The sequence below is a fragment of the Aeromonas sp. CD genome (assembly GCF_033349375.1).
Classification (GTDB): Bacteria; Pseudomonadota; Gammaproteobacteria; order Enterobacterales; family Aeromonadaceae; genus Aeromonas; species Aeromonas hydrophila.
On the sequence record NZ_CP137631.1, the window covers coordinates 3317461 to 3332123 of the forward strand.

General features: G+C 63.3%; 13 protein-coding genes. 3 read left to right on the top strand and 10 right to left on the bottom strand.

The genetic code is table 11. From position 1 onward, the window contains the following. Window positions 1-307: 307 nt before the first annotated feature. The 3 genes from R2E40_RS15400 to R2E40_RS15410 are packed head-to-tail and all read right to left on the bottom strand — an operon-like array spanning window position 308 to window position 6061. Window positions 308-1717 (bottom strand): efflux transporter outer membrane subunit, encoded by a 1410-nt coding sequence (locus R2E40_RS15400; RefSeq protein ID WP_318163813.1) that lies wholly within the window; start codon window positions 1715-1717, stop codon window positions 308-310. Next, complete coding sequence (locus tag R2E40_RS15405) at window positions 1710-4859, bottom strand: efflux RND transporter permease subunit (protein WP_029299709.1); 3150 nt, start codon at window positions 4857-4859, stop codon at window positions 1710-1712. Before R2E40_RS15405 ends, R2E40_RS15400 begins: the two co-directional genes overlap by 8 nt. A gap of 17 nt (window positions 4860-4876) precedes the next feature. Then, window positions 4877-6061 (bottom strand): efflux RND transporter periplasmic adaptor subunit, encoded by a 1185-nt coding sequence (locus tag R2E40_RS15410; RefSeq protein ID WP_318163814.1) that lies wholly within the window; start codon window positions 6059-6061, stop codon window positions 4877-4879. Window positions 6062-6204: 143 nt separating this feature from the next. Between R2E40_RS15410 and R2E40_RS15415 the strand changes: the two genes are divergently transcribed. From R2E40_RS15415 to R2E40_RS15425, 3 genes are all read left to right on the top strand, one after another. Beyond that, the gene (locus R2E40_RS15415; protein ID WP_318163815.1) at window positions 6205-6846 is read left to right on the top strand and encodes a TetR family transcriptional regulator; all 642 of its coding nucleotides are present in this window, start codon (window positions 6205-6207) and stop codon (window positions 6844-6846) included. Between the two features lie 204 nt (window positions 6847-7050). Beyond that, window positions 7051-7602, top strand: coding sequence for a class I SAM-dependent methyltransferase (locus R2E40_RS15420; RefSeq protein ID WP_318165568.1), 552 nt, complete (start codon window positions 7051-7053; stop codon window positions 7600-7602). A 195-nt stretch (window positions 7603-7797) separates the two neighbouring features. Then, window positions 7798-8976, top strand: a complete 1179-nt coding sequence (locus R2E40_RS15425) for a dicarboxylate/amino acid:cation symporter (protein ID WP_011706715.1) — start codon at window positions 7798-7800, stop codon at window positions 8974-8976. Between the two features lie 48 nt (window positions 8977-9024). Here the strand turns inward: R2E40_RS15425 and R2E40_RS15430 are convergent, their stop codons facing one another. The 7 genes from R2E40_RS15430 to rnm all read right to left on the bottom strand — a co-directional run bounded on the left by R2E40_RS15430 (window position 9025) and on the right by rnm (window position 14636). Further along, the gene (locus tag R2E40_RS15430) at window positions 9025-9393 is read right to left on the bottom strand and encodes a glyoxalase superfamily protein (RefSeq protein WP_318163816.1); all 369 of its coding nucleotides are present in this window, start codon (window positions 9391-9393) and stop codon (window positions 9025-9027) included. Window positions 9394-9506: 113 nt separating this feature from the next. Next, window positions 9507-10379, bottom strand: a complete 873-nt coding sequence (gene tesB, locus R2E40_RS15435; protein ID WP_011706717.1) for an acyl-CoA thioesterase II — start codon at window positions 10377-10379, stop codon at window positions 9507-9509. A 200-nt stretch (window positions 10380-10579) separates the two neighbouring features. Further along, window positions 10580-11503, bottom strand: a complete 924-nt coding sequence (gene rluB / locus R2E40_RS15440; protein WP_318163817.1) for a 23S rRNA pseudouridine(2605) synthase RluB — start codon at window positions 11501-11503, stop codon at window positions 10580-10582. Continuing rightward, the gene (scpB, locus tag R2E40_RS15445) at window positions 11496-12092 is read right to left on the bottom strand and encodes an SMC-Scp complex subunit ScpB (protein WP_011706719.1); all 597 of its coding nucleotides are present in this window, start codon (window positions 12090-12092) and stop codon (window positions 11496-11498) included. Before scpB ends, rluB begins: the two co-directional genes overlap by 8 nt. Window positions 12093-12127: 35 nt before the next feature. After that, entirely contained in the window at window positions 12128-13039 is a 912-nt protein-coding gene (locus tag R2E40_RS15450; protein ID WP_029299697.1) for a segregation and condensation protein A, read from the bottom strand. Next, window positions 13032-13652: an L-threonylcarbamoyladenylate synthase gene (locus R2E40_RS15455; protein WP_016351379.1), complete on the bottom strand. Its 621-nt coding sequence runs from the start codon at window positions 13650-13652 to the stop codon at window positions 13032-13034. The genes R2E40_RS15450 and R2E40_RS15455 overlap by 8 nt, the downstream gene beginning before the upstream one ends. A gap of 102 nt (window positions 13653-13754) precedes the next feature. Beyond that, window positions 13755-14636, bottom strand: a complete 882-nt coding sequence (gene rnm, locus R2E40_RS15460; protein WP_227291105.1) for an RNase RNM — start codon at window positions 14634-14636, stop codon at window positions 13755-13757. Window positions 14637-14663 lie beyond the last annotated feature (27 nt).

The window sequence follows — 14663 nt, forward strand, 5'->3', positions numbered from 1 at the left end:
TATGCATTAATTCAACGGTCCATGTTCCAGTAAAAACATACTGCTAGGACATGACAATAAGACCTCATTTGAGATCCAACCTAGGGATTTGATCACTTCTATGCAATGGAGATACAAGCTATTGCGCAAGGCATGATATCACTCCCCCACCCGCTTGCCCTTCTGTTGATACAGTTCCCACTATCCGAACCACGTGTTATATCACTTGGGTTTCATATGTACATGTTTTTGCTGAAAACAAACAGGGCGAACCTGATGGTTCGCCCTGTGACGGTAAGATAACGCAAGGAGAGATCTGTGGCTACTGTCAGCTTTTTTCTTTGCCACCCTCGGCATCGGCGGCTTGCCAGCCACCGCCGACGGCCTTATAGAGCGCAACCTTGTTGCTGAGCTGCGCCAAACGGGTACTGATCAGCCCTTGCTTGGCACTGAACAGCGAGCGCTGGGCATCGAGTCGGGTGAGATAACTGTCCACCCCCTTCTCGTAACGTACCTCCGCCAGCTTGAAGTAGGTCTGGTTCGCCTCCACCAGTGCCTGCTGGGCCTGCAATTGTTGCTGATAGTCAGCCTGGGCGCCGAGCGTATCCGCCACTTCCTTGAACGCGGTCTGGATGTTCTTCTCGTAGCTCGCCACCGCCTGCCTGGTGCTTACCTCGGCCACGTCCAGATCCGCAATGCGCTTGCCGCCGTCAAAAATCGGCAGGTTGATCTGCGGCATGAAGGTCCAGGTGCCGGTGCCGCCGTCAAACAGTCCGCTCAACTGGTTGCTGGCGGTGCCCGCCGTCGCGGTCAGCGAAATCGCCGGGAAGAAGGCCGCTCGGGCGGCGCCGATATTGGCATTGGCCGCCTTCAGGCTGTGCTCGGCCGCCAGGATGTCCGGGCGCTGTTGCAGCAGGCTGGATGGAGCACCCACCGGGATGGCCGCCAGTTGCACCTCGGCCAGGGTCGCCGGCTCGGTCATCAGCGCGGGGACGCCAGTCCCGAGCAGCAGCGCCAGGCCGTTGCGATCCTGCTTCACCTGCCGTTGATACTGGGCCAGGCTCACCTTGGCACTCTCCAGCGCGGTACGGCCCTGGGCCAGCTCCATTTCGGAGGCGGCCCCCAGCCGGTACTTGTGCTCGGTCAGACCATAGCTCTCCTGCTCGGTGGCCAGGGTCGCCTCGCTCAGCGCCAGCAACTCCTGATCCGCCAGCAGGGTGAGATAGGCGTTGGCCACCGAGGCGATCAGCGCGATCTGGGTACTGCGCTGAGTCTCAACCTGCGCCAGATAGTTTTCCAGCGCCTGATCTTTGAGGCTCTGGATCCGGCCGAACAGGTCCAGCTCATAGGAGGTGATGCCGATGTTGGCACCGTACTGGCTGCTGATGGTGCCCTGCCCCGTGCTGCTGAGATCGTCTGATCCCTGCTGGCGGGTGCCCGAGCCATTGGCCGCCAGGGTCGGCAGCTGGGCCGCCCGCTGGATCCGGTATTTGGCCTCGTAGGCCTCCACGTTGAGGGCCGCGATGCGCAGATCCCGGTTGTTCTCGAGGGCCGTGGCGATCAACTGCTGCAGGGCAGGATCGAGGAACTGCTGGCGCCAAGGGGAAACGGCCACCTCCCCTGTCTGGTTGCTCTGCCAGGCGGCGCCTTGCGGCAGCGCCGGGCGCTGGTAATCGGGGGCCATGGAACAGCCCCCCAGCAGCAGAGTCACGCTCAGGGCGATCAGGGTCTTAGTCATGTTTGATCTCCTCGGCATGGGCCAGACGCGCCTGCTTGGTGCTGTGCTTGGTGAAATAGCGCATCACCAGCACGAAGAACAGCGGCACGAAGAAGATGGCCAGCACGGTGGCACTGATCATCCCCCCCATCACGCCGGTACCGATGGCGTTGCGGCTGCTGGCGCCGGCCCCGGTACTGATCACCAGCGGCAATACGCCGAGGATGAAGGCGAGCGAGGTCATCAGGATCGGACGCAGACGCAGGCGCGCCGCCTCCACCACGGCTTCGCTCAGCCCCATGCCCCTGTCATAGAGCTCCTTGGCGAACTCGACGATGAGGATCGCGTTCTTGGCCGACAAACCGATGGTGGTCAGCAGGCCCACCTGGAAGTAGACGTCGTTCTCCAACCCACGCAGGGTGGCGGCCACAATGGCCCCCAGCACCCCGAGCGGCACCACCAGCATCACCGAGAACGGAATGCTCCAGCTCTCGTAGAGGGCGGCCAGACAGAGGAACACCACCAGCAGGGAGATGGCGTACAGGGCCGGTGCCTGAGAGCCCGCCTGCCGCTCCTGATAGGAGAGACCGGTCCACTCGATGCCGATGCCTTCCGGCAACTGCTTCACCATCTGCTCGATGGCGGCCATGGCGTCACCGGTACTCTTGCCCGGCGCCGCTTCCCCGACGATCTCCATCGCCGGCACGCCGTTGTAACGCTCCAGCCGTGGCGAGCCGAAGCTCCAGTCGGTGCTGGCAAAGGCGGAGAAGGGCACCATCTGACCGGCGCTGTTGCGCACGTACCAGAGCTTGAGATCTTCCGGGTTCATCCGGAAGGGGGCATCCGCCTGCAGATAGACCTTCTTGACCCGGCCTCTGTCGACAAAGTCGTTCACATAGGCAGAACCCCAAGCACTGGAGAGCGTGCTGTTGATGTCGCTGATGGAGAGCCCCTGCGCCAGCGCCTTCTCGTAGTCGATCTTGATGTCGAGCTGGGGGGTGTCTTCCATCCCGTTCGGGCGCACCCGCACCAGGTTGGGATCCTGCGCCGCCATGCCGAGCAGCTGGTTGCGCGCCGCCATCAGCTTGTCGTGGCCCACGCCGGCCCGATCCTGCAAGAAGAAGTCAAAACCGGTCGCCGTCCCGAGCTCCGGGATCGGAGGCAGGTTGAAGGCGAACACCTGGGCTTCCTTGATGCTGAACAGGTAGCCCATGGCGCGGCCGATGATGGCATTGGCACTGCGATCAGGCGTGTTGCGCTCCTTCCAGTCTTTCAGCTTGATGAACGCCATGCCGCTGTTCTGACCGCTACCGGCGAAGCTGAAGCCCGCCACCGTCAGCACGGAGTCGACGTTATCCTTCTCGTTTTTCATGAAGTAGTCGCGCATGTCGGCCAGCACCACCTCGGTGCGCTGCTTGGTCGCCCCGACCGGCAGCTGCACCATGGACATGATGACCCCCTGATCCTCTTCCGGCAGGAAGGAGGTGGGCATGCGCATGAACAGGATCGCCAGTACCGCCAGCATGGCGGCGTAGATGATGCCGTAGCGCACCCCTTGCTTGACCACCTTGCGCACACCGCTCTGGTAGCGGTTGGCGCTGGCGTCGAAGGCCCGGTTGAACCAGCCGAAGAAACCGCGCTTGGCACCGAACTCGCCATGCTTGATGGGCTTGAGCAGGGTGGCGCACAGGGCCGGGGTCAGGATCAGCGCCACCAGCACCGACAGCACCATGGCCGAGACGATGGTGAGCGAGAACTGGCGATAGATGGCACCGGTCGAGCCGCCGAAGAAGGCCATCGGCACGAACACCGCCGAGAGCACCAGGGCGATCCCCACCAGGGCGCCGGTGATCTGGGTCATGGACTTGCGGGTCGCCTCGAGCGGAGAGAGATCCTCCTCGCTCATCAGACGCTCCACGTTCTCCACCACCACGATGGCGTCATCCACCAACAGGCCGATGGCCAGCACCAGACCGAACATAGTCAGGGTGTTGATGGAGAAGCCGAACGCCGACATGACGCCGAAGGTCCCCAGCAGCACCACGGGCACTGCGATGGTCGGGATCAGGGTGGCGCGGAAGTTCTGCAGGAACAGATACATCACGCAGAACACCAGGAAGATCGCCTCCACCAGAGTCTGTACCACCTCCTCGATGGAGATCTTCACGAACGGCGTGGTGTCGTACGGGTAGACGATCTCCATGTTGGCCGGGAAGTAGGTGGAGAGCTCATTCAGCTTGCCACGCACCTTCTCGGCGGTATCCAGCGCGTTGGCGCCGGTCGCCAGCTTGATGGCTACCGCCGCGGTGGACTGACCGTTGTAGAGCGCCTCGGCATCGTAGCTTTCACCGGCCAGTTCGACCCGGGCCACGTCTTTGAGCCGCACCTTGGAGCCGTCCTGGTTCACCCGCAGCAGGATGTCGTTGAACTCCTCCACGGTGGAGAGCCGGGTCTGCCCCATGATGGTGGCGGTGAACTGCTGATCGGTCACCGCCGGGGTGCCCCCCAGTTTGCCGAAGGCCACCTGGGTATTTTGCGCCTTGATGGCAGCCTGCACGTCACCCGGGGTCATCTGCACCCGGTTGAGCTTGTTGGGATCGAGCCAGACCCGCATGGAGTACTGGCTGCCGAACAGGGTGATGTCCCCTACCCCGTCCAGACGACTGAGCGGCTCCTTGATGTTGGCCACCACGTAGTCGGCCAGGTCATCGTTGGTCATGGCGCCATCTTTGGAGATGAAGGCGGCCACCATCAGGAAGCTGCTGGAGGTCTTCTGGACCCGGATCCCCTGCTGCTGCACCTCTTGCGGCAACAGCGACATGGCTTGCTGCAGCTTGTTCTGCACCTGCACCTGGGCGATATCGGGGTCGGTCCCTGGCTGGAAAGTGAGGGTGACCGATACCCGGCCGGAGGAGTCCGACTGGGAGGACATGTAAAGCAGGTGATCCAGCCCGGTCATGTTCTGCTCGATGATCTGGGTCACCGAGTCTTCCACCGTCTTGGCGGAGGCCCCCGGGTAGCTGGCAGAAATGCCCACCGCCGGCGGCGCAATGCTTGGGTACTGGGCGACCGGCAGCTTGATGATGGCCAGGCTCCCCGCCAGCATGATCACCAGGGCGATCACCCAGGCGAAAATGGGTCTGTCTATGAAAAATCGTGCCATGAGGCGACTACTCCATCCTACTTGTTGGCCGGGGTATTGGCCGGCGCCTGGGCAGCGGCACTCTGTTCAGCAGGTGCCACGACGACCCCGGGTTTTACCTTTTGCAGGCCGGCGACGATCACCCGTTCGCCCGCCTTGAGACCGGATTCCACCACCCAGTCACTGCCGACGATGCGGCCCAGCTGCACTTCACGCAGCGCCACCTTGTTGTCCGCCGTCACCACCATCACGGTGGCGCCGCCTTTCGGGGTACGGGTCACCGCAGTCTGCGGCACCAACAGCCCCTCGGCGCGCTCGCCCTCCTGCAGGGTGGCACGCATGAACATGCCCGGCAGCAGCAGCTGATGAGGGTTGGGGACGATCACCCGCAGGGTCACCATGCCGGTGGTCTCATCCACGGTCACGTCGGAGAACTGCAGCGAGCCCTCTTCGCCGTAGGTGGAGCCATCTTCCAGCTGGAAGCTCACCCGGGCGCCTTTCTGCTCGTCCTGGGTCAGCTTGCCGGCCGCCACCTGACGCTTGAGGCGCAGCAGATCGGCGGTGGACTGGCGCACGTCCACATACATGGGATCGAGCTGCTGGATGGAGGTGAGGCTGTCGGCCTGCTGGGCCGTCACCAGTGCACCCTCGGTCACCGCGGACTTGCCGATGCGGCCGCTGATGGGGGCCGTGATGCGGGTGTAGGCCAGGTTGATGTTGGCGGTCTGCAGCGCCGCCTTGGCGGCACCGATTTCGGCCAGCTGCTGCTTCCAGGCCGCGTCGGCGTCGTCATACTCCTGGCTGCTGATGGCCTTCACCTTCACCAGCTCGGCATAGCGCTTGGCCTTGAGACGGGCGCTTTGCTCATTGGCCTGTGCCTTGGCCAGGTTGGCCTTGGCACTGGCCACCGCAGCCTGATAGACGGCGGGGTCGATCTGGTACAGCAGCTGGCCGGCCTTGACGTCGCTGCCCTCGGTAAAGAGACGCTTGAGAATGATGCCGCTCACCTGGGGGCGCACTTCGGCGACCCGCAGCGGGGCGCTGCGACCGGTCAGCTCGGTGGTGAGCTGCAGCGGCGCCGTGTGCAAGGTGACGACATCCACCGCGGCCGGCGGCATCGCACCGGGCCCCTGCTGGGCACTGCCCTGTTCGCCGCAAGCGGTCAGCAGACCGCTCGCCAGCAGCGCAAGGCCGACTGAACGTGCGAGAATATGTTTATGCATGGAGAACCTGAGCCTCTGTCTATCAATGAATAACCACAGGGTTTATAGGACCCGGTTGGTAAAATCGGAAAGATGAGGCAATATACATACATTCATAAATGTATGTAAGTGACTTTTTTTACTTTTACAAGGTGCGCGCAGAGATGGCCAGAAGAACCAAAGAAGAGGCGCAGCAGACCCGCTGCCACATCATGAGTACGGCCCTGGATCTGTTCTGCTCACACGGCCTGGCCAAGACCAGCCTGACCGACATCGCCAGGGCCGCCGAGCTGACCCGGGGCGCCATTTACTGGCATTTCAAGAACAAGGAAGAGCTGTTCGTCTCCCTCTGGGAGGAGCTGTGCCAACCCCTCTCCCACCAGCTCGATGCCTGCGTCTCCGAGCTGGAGCCCGACCCCCTCGGCAAGCTGCGCACCTTCCTCAAGGGAGTGATCATCAAGATAAGCACCGAGCCCGCCCATCAGCAGATGTTCACCATCATGTTCAACCTGGAGTCGCTGGAAGGGGAAGCCATCTCCTTGCGCGAACACATGCGCAGCCAGTCCAGCAACTTCTTCCGGGATCTGGAAACCACCCTGGGCAATGCGGTGCGCCTCGGCCAGCTGCCACAGGGGCTGGATCTGCAGCGAGCCGCCACCCTGCTGCACTGCACCCTGGATGGCTACATCATCAACTGGCTGCACTTTCCGGAACGCATCGATCTGCGTCAGGAGGCCGACTTCCTGCTGGACAGCCTGTTCACCCTGATCGCCCTGCCAACCGGCCCGGCCGCCCGTCGCCCCTGAGCCAGCAAGGCCGAACACTGGCGGCCCTTGCCAGGTGCAGACAACCCCTCACTCCCTTCCATCTCCTATTATCCCTTTGGCGCCCCGGCGCCAAATTGGCTCAAGTTTGCTATAGTCACGCCCCCGAAATTGAGTTGCGCCCCCCGAATCAAGGTGCCCGCCATGTCCCGTTCGTCTCCCTCTTGCCCTCCGGCCTCCACTGCCATGCCCTCAGCCGACCCATGGTCAGCGGCGCGCCTATCGTTTCTGGCGCGGCTTCCCCCCGGCGCCCACCTGCTGGAGGCGGGCTGCGGCGAAGGCGACGATCTCTGCTTTTTTCGCCAGCAGGGGCTGGTGGTGACGGCCTTCGATGCCCGCCTGGCACAGGCCAGGGTAGCCTCGCGGCGCAGCGGCCAGCCGGTGCGGGTCTGCCGCATCGAGCAGTTGCATAGCGTGGTGCCCTATGACGGCATCTGGGCGCGCGGGGCCTTGCCGGCGATCGCGCCAGACGAGCTCAACGACGCTCTGGCCCATCTGGCCGGCCTGCTCAAGCCCGCCGGAGTGCTCTACTGCGCCTTTCCCCACCCCAGTGGCCAGCCCGTTGCCACCGGCAGCACACCTGGTGAGCCCTCAGCCGAGGTGCACCTCTGCCAGACCCGGCTCGATGAGGACGGCCTGCGCCAGCTCATCGCCCCGCTGCCGCTGCAACTGCAGCAGTGCTGGGAGAGCGAGCAGGCGGATGGCCGCTGGCTGCACGCCCTGCTGATCCGCGCCTGAAAGGGCGCGCCAAATTAATCACCAACCTTGCTTCGCGCTCACCTCGCCAGTGGCTATCACCACCATGATCACATTTAACAATATTTAACTCGACATTAACGCACGCACGACAGACATGATGCGGATTTTGTGTTAAAAAGCGGCATTAAAATCAAAATTAAATAACAAATCAGACACTAACACCTGGATTTACTTATGAAACTTGTCCTCAAACTGGTTGCCGGCATCCTCGCCGGTCTCTTGCTCGGTCTCTACGCCCCGGAATGGGTCGCACGCGTGCTGTTTACGGCCAAGACAGTCATAGGTCAGCTGATCACCTTCACCATTCCGCTCATCATCCTGTTCTTCATCATGAGCGGCATCGCCAGCCTGCCAAAGAACTCCGGCAAGCTGCTGGGCAAGACGGTCGCCCTCTCCTACTGCTCCACCATACTGGCGGGTCTGTTCGCCTTTACCGTGGCCAGCAACCTGATCCCGCGCCTGACCACCGCCGCCGAGCCCACCGCCGAGAGCGCCATCAAGCTCGCCTCCTACATCAACCTGGAGATCCCGCCGCTGTTCGGGGTGATGTCGGCGCTGGCCGCCGCCTTCGTGTTCGGCATCGGCATCAGCGCCACCCAGGCCACCGATCTGCGCCGGGTCGCCGATCAGGGCCGTGACATCATCGACCGCCTGCTGGCCAAGGTGATCATCCCGCTGCTGCCCTTCTACATCGCCGGCGTCTTCGTCGAGATGACAGTGGAAGGCACCGTATTCGCCACCCTGAAGACCTTCGGCGTGGTGCTGGTGATGGCCATCGTGATGCACTGGCTCTGGCTCTCCGTGCTGTTCGTCGGCACCGGTCTGGCCCTGGGCCGCTCCCCGGCCCAGCTCATCAAGAACATGCTGCCGGCCTACTTCACCGCGCTCGGCACCATGTCCAGCGCCGCCACCATCCCGGTCGCCCTGCAGGCCAGCAAGAACAACGGTGTGAGCGACGGCATCGCCAACTTCACCGTGCCGCTGTGCGCCACCATTCACCTGTGTGGCTCCACCATCACGCTAGTGACCTGCGCCACCGCGGTGATGTTCCTCTCCGAGCATCTGGCCATTCCGGGTATCGACACCATGCTGCCCTTCATCATGATGCTGGGCGTCATCATGATCGCCGCGCCGGGTGCCCCGGGTGGCGGCGTCATGTCCGCGCTGGGTCTGCTCACCTCCATGCTGGGGTTTGGTGAGGCCTCCATCGCCCTGATGATCGCCCTCTACCTGGCCCAGGACAGCTTCGGCACCGCCTGCAACGTCACCGGCGACGGCGTCATCGCCCTGTGGGCCGACCGTTTCGCCCAGAGCGGCGAACCAGCGCTCAGCGCCGAGCAAGACGCGGCCTGATAGAGCAAGCAGATAAAAAAACGGGAGCCATCGGCTCCCGTTTTTTTATTAGGCGTTTTCTTCCGGCGGCAGCGGCTCGGTAAACACCAGCCGGTTACCGAAGGGATCCCGGACCTGCAGCTCGCGGCAGCCCCAGGGCATGGTCTCAATGGCGGGGTTCGCATAGGCATAACCCTTCGCCCGCCACTCGGCCAGCAACGCATCTAGCTTGTCGGTCAAGAGCCGCAGAGCCGCTCCCGGGCAGGCATCCCCGTGATGCTCGGAGAGGTGGATGATCCAGTCCCCCCGTGAGACCTGCAGGTAGAGCGGCATACCCGGGCCAAACCTGTGTTCCCAGTCGATGACAAATCCCAGGTAGTCGAGGTAAAAGTCACGCAACTTGCCTTCATCGAAGCTGCGCAGGATGGGTATGATCATGATGTCTCTCCTCTGCCGTTTGAGTAGTCGGGGTAAAGCCCCAAAGTCTGACCTGCGCGAAACTGCGCAGGTCAGACACCATCATGGCGTCCCTCTTCGGCCATGTTGCCTGCTCATGGGTTACTGCCACGGCGGCGGATCACCCCTTCCTGCGCCGTGCTCGCCACCAGCACCCCATCACGGGTGAAGAACTGGCCGCGCACCAGGCCGCGACCGGCGCTGGCGCTCGGGCTGTCCACCACGTAGAGCAGCCAGTCGTCCAGCCGGAAGTCCCGGTGGAACCACATGGAGTGATCGATGGTGGCCACCTGCATGTCCGGCTCCCAGTACGACACACCGTGGGGCTGCAGGGCGGTGAACAGGAAGTGGAAGTCGGAGGCATAGGCCAGCAGGTATTTGTGCACCCGCTGATCGTCCGGCATCTGGCCATTGGCCTTGAACCAGACGTGGCGCAGCGGCTCGTGCACGTCGGGGCGGATCGGATCGACCAGGGTCACCGGGCGAATTTCGATGGGCTTCTCGCACATGATCTTGTCGCGCAGGGCGGGCGGGATCTGCTGCTCGTAAGGGCGCACCAGCTCCAGCTCGCTCTTGAGCTGCTCGGGCGGCGTGATCCCCGCCGGCATGGCGATCTGGTGTTCAAAGCCGTCCGCCTCGACCTGGAAGGAGGCGTTGAGATAGAAGATGGGCTTGCCGCCCTGAATGGCCTTGACCCGGCGGGTGGAGACGGTCTGACCGTCGCGGATGTTCTCCACGTCGTAGACGATGGGACGGTTGGCATCACCGGGGCGCAGGAAGTAGGAATGGAAGCTGTGCACCTGGCGATCGCTTGCCACCGTCTGCTTGGCGGCTGACAAGGCCTGCCCCATTACCTGTCCGCCAAACACGGCCCGCAGACCGAGATCCTGGCTCTGGCCCCGAAACAGGCCCTCCTCGATTTTTTCGAGCGCCAGCAACGCCAGCAGCTCATCAAGTACCTTGCTCATTATTATCTCCTGTGTCAGTGCGGGAAGGCTAACAAGCCCGCCCGTGCCGAGCAACCACCCCCGCCCCTGCCAGTCACCTGCCCGGCCCCATTAATTCAGCATTACGCTCGCTCGAACAATAACGAACTCAAAAGGCGCCAACAAAAAGGCCCGCCGAAGAGGCGGGCCTGTTGCAGTGCGGCCTTGCGGCCACGCAGCACTTACTTGCTGCCGGTACCCGAGTTGCGGGTGGAGGAGGTCTGCTTGCGACGAGCCGTGGTGGCACGGGCGCGCGGCTCCTTGCCCTGCATCTCCTTGTGGCGCTTGACGGCGCGACGGATCTGGGCGGCCTGCTTGTGACGACTGGTTTTGCCATCCTGTTGCAGATCGACCTTGGACTCGGTCTCGTTGGGCAGGTTGACCAGGCCACGCAGGTAGTTCACCTCGGGCAGTTTCAGCTCCTGCCAGCCACCGCGCGGGATGCCGCGATCCAGCTGCACGTCGCCGTAGCGAATCCGCATCAGGCGGCTCACCTGCACTTCCTGGGATTCCCACAGGCGGCGCACTTCACGGTTGCGACCTTCGGTCAGGGTGACGTTGAACCACTGGTTCAGACCCTCGCCGCCGGCCGGCTTGATCTTGTTGAACTTGGCCATGCCGTCTTCCAGCTGCACGCCCTTGCGCAGGCGCTGCAGCATGGCTTCGGTGATCTCGCCAAAGACCCGCACCGCGTATTCCCGCTCCACTTCGTGGCTCGGGTGCATCAGCCGGTTGGCCAGCTCACCGTCGGTGGTGAACAGCAAGAGACCTGAGGTGTTGACGTCGAGGCGGCCGACCGCAATCCAGCGGGCCCCTTCCATCTTGGGCAGACGATCAAACACGGTGGGACGACCTTCCGGATCGTGACGGGTACACATCTCCCCTTCCGGCTTGTGGTAAGCCAGCACGCGGCAGATAACTTCCTCTGCGGCACGGGTCTTGATCTGGTGACCATCCACCCGGATCACGGCGTTCACTTCGACGCGATCCCCCAGTGTGGCGACCTTGCCATCCACACTGACCCGACCTGCGGTGATCAGGGCCTCCATCTCACGACGGGAGCCGTGACCCGCGCGGGCCAACACTTTTTGCAGTTTTTCACTCATCGGGGTTACCTGATTGTTGATCGCTGCCCGCAGCTGCCAATGTCAGCGTGGACAACGAGGGTTGCAGTTCGGGATCCAGCTCGGGGAGCTGCTCCAGACTCTGCAGATTAAAATAATCCAGAAATTCTCGGGTGGTGGCGAGCAGCTCCGGGCGGCCCACCACCTCCTTGTGACCGATGCTGCGCACCCAGCCACGTTCTTTCAGGGTATTCACTATCTGGCTCGAGACCGCCACCCCGCGGATGGCTTCGATCTCGGCCCGGGTGATGGGCTGACGATAGGCGATCAACGTCAGCGTCTCCATCACGGCACGCGAATAACGGGGGGCCCGCTCGCTCCAGAGCCTGGAGAGCTCCTCGGCGTACTCCTGGCGGGCCTGAAAGCGCCAGCCGGAGGCCACCTCCTTGAGCTCCACCCCCCGTTCGCTGTAATCCTGTCTGAGCTCCGCCAGCAACAGCTGGACGTAGCGGCTGGTGACCGGGTAGTCCGCCAGTACGCTGCTCTTGAGCTCGCTGACGTTGAGCGGGCGTCCGGCGACGAACAGCGCCGCCTCGATCAGCGTCTTGAGTCGTTCAGCCGGCAGCGCCATGGTCTGCTCCTCGCAACATCGGGCTCTTCAACCGTTCAGTGGGCAGCGCCACGCTCGCTCTCCTCATGCTGGCCGGCCAGGGCAAAGTGAATTGGCCCCAGCGGTTCCGCCTGCAGGATCCAGATCAGCTGCTCCTTGCACAGCTCCAGCAGTGCCAGAAACGTCACCAGCACCCCCATGCGCCCCTCTTCGGCGCGCAGCACCCGATCCAGGCGCAGGGTCTGGCCCAGCGAGAGCATGGCAAGGATCTCCGCCATGCGCACCCGGGTCGGGATCTGCTCACGGCGGATCTGGTGATGTTCAAAATGAGTCGCGCGTTTTACCACACTTTGCATGTAAAGGGCGAGCTCAACCAGCGAAACATCGGGCGTCAATGGCTTGAGATCGCCAAAATCCGGCGGCAGCGCGGTGGCGATGAAGATCTCCCGCTCCAGCCGCGGCAACTCGTTGACCCGCTCCGCCCCCACCTTGTAGCGCTCGTACTCCTGCAGCCGGCGGATGAGGGTGACGCGGGGGTCTTCCCCCTCCTCCTCATCTTCCAGCTCAGGCGCCTTGGGCAGCAGCAGACGGGATTTTATCTCCGCCAGCCAGGCCGCCATCAGCAGGTATTCGGCCGCCAGCTCCAGATTGAGGCCCTGCATCAGCTCCACGTACTCCATGTACTGGGCGGTGATCTGCAGGATCGGCAGGTTGAGGATGTCGAGCTGCTGGCGCCGGATGAGGTAGAGCAACAGATCGAGCGGCCCCTCGAAGGTATCGAGAAACACCTCCAGCGCATCGGGCGGGATGAACAAATCCTGGGGCAGCTCGTGATAGGGCTGCCCCAGCACCCGGGCGATGGGAGACGGGACGGCCTGGGGGGGAATGGCTTCCCCCGCCGGGCTCGCCACCCTCTCGCCCGCCGTGGGCGCGGTCGTCACCGGCACAGGATCGGCAGTATCACTCAAACGGAGTCGGGTCCCCGGCACCACGCCGGCGCAGCACCGGCTCGTCGTCGGAGAAGTCCACCACGGTAGTGGGCTGCTCGCCCAGATAACCGCCGTTGACCACCAGATCCAGCTGTTTGCCCAGCTTGTCGAAGATCTCCTCCGGGTCGAACTCCGCCATGTCCGACTCCGGCAGGATCAGGGTGGTGGAGAGCAGCGGCTCGCCGAGCGCTTCCAACAGCGCCTGGGCAATCTTGTTGTCCGGTACCCGGATGCCGATGGTCTTCTTCTTCTCGTTCATCAGGCGGCGCGGCACCTCCTTGGTGGCCTTGAAGATGAAGGTGTAGGGGCCGGGGGTGTTGTTCTTGATCAGGCGAAACGCCGTGTTGTCCACCTTGGCATAGGTGGAGATCTCGGAGAGATCGCGGCACACCAGGGTGAAGTCGTGATTGGGATCGATGCGGCGGATGCGGCAGATGCGCTCCAGCGCGCCCTTGTCGCCCATCTGGCAACCCAGCGCATAGCCCGAGTCGGTAGGATAGACGATGACACCGCCGTTCTGAATGATCTGTACCGCCTGGCTGATCAGGCGGGCCTGGGGGTTTTCCGGATGTACGTAAAAGTGCTGACTCATGACTCGTTCTCGCAATGGGGGCGGCAATGCCTGCCCGCTTGATGGCCGTGGAGCCAAGCTCCACGACACTACCTTAATCTGTTTGACGCCCGCCGGCGCCCCTCAACGGCTGGCCAGCAGGGCGGCGTGCTGCTCGGCGCTCAGGCCGAAGTGGCCGGGATGAGCCAGCCAGAGCGGCGTGCCCTCCTTGGGCAACCAGAGGTGGCGGCCCAGCTCGGTCCAGTTGGAGGGGAAGTGAAAATCCGATCCTACCGAAATGTAGAGGTCGTGCTCCTTGGCCCACTGGCCGAGATTCGCCCGCTCCTGCGGGCTCTGCTGGGGCAGCGAGACCTCCATGGCATCACCACCGGCCGCCTTGAAGGCCACCAGCAGCCGCTTGATCCACTTGGCGGTGAGGTCGTAACGGCTCGGGTGGGCCAGCACCGCCAGACCACCAGCGGCGTGAATGGCGCTGATCGCCTCGCCCATCTCGGGCCACTCGGCCGGAGCATAGCCCTTGTTGCCCCGGCTCAGGTACTTTTTGAAGACCTTCTGCATGGTATCGGCCACCCCGCGCGCCATCAGCACCCGGGCAAAGTGGGCCCGGGTCACGGCGGCGTCGCCAGCCAGCTGCTTGGCCTCTTCATAGGTGCCGGGGAGCTGGCACTTCTCCAGACGACGCCCTATTTCCTGGGCGCGCGCCTCCCGACGGGCCAGCTGGCCGGCCAGAAACGCCACCAGCTGCGGATTTTTTTCATCCACCCCCAGCGCCACGATATGAATTTCGTGGTGCTCCCAGCCGGTGGAGATCTCGACCCCGCTCACCAGCCGCAGCGGCAGTTGCTCGGCATCGATGGTACTGCGCACCTCATCAAGCCCGGCAAGGGTGTCGTGGTCAGTGACTGCTAACACCTCGACCCCTTGTGCGGCGGCGCGGCGCACCAGTTCGGCGGGGCTCAGCACGCCATCCGAGGCCGTGGTATGGCAGTGTAGATCGAATCTCATCAGATTATTCCGCTCTCGTGGTCAGGT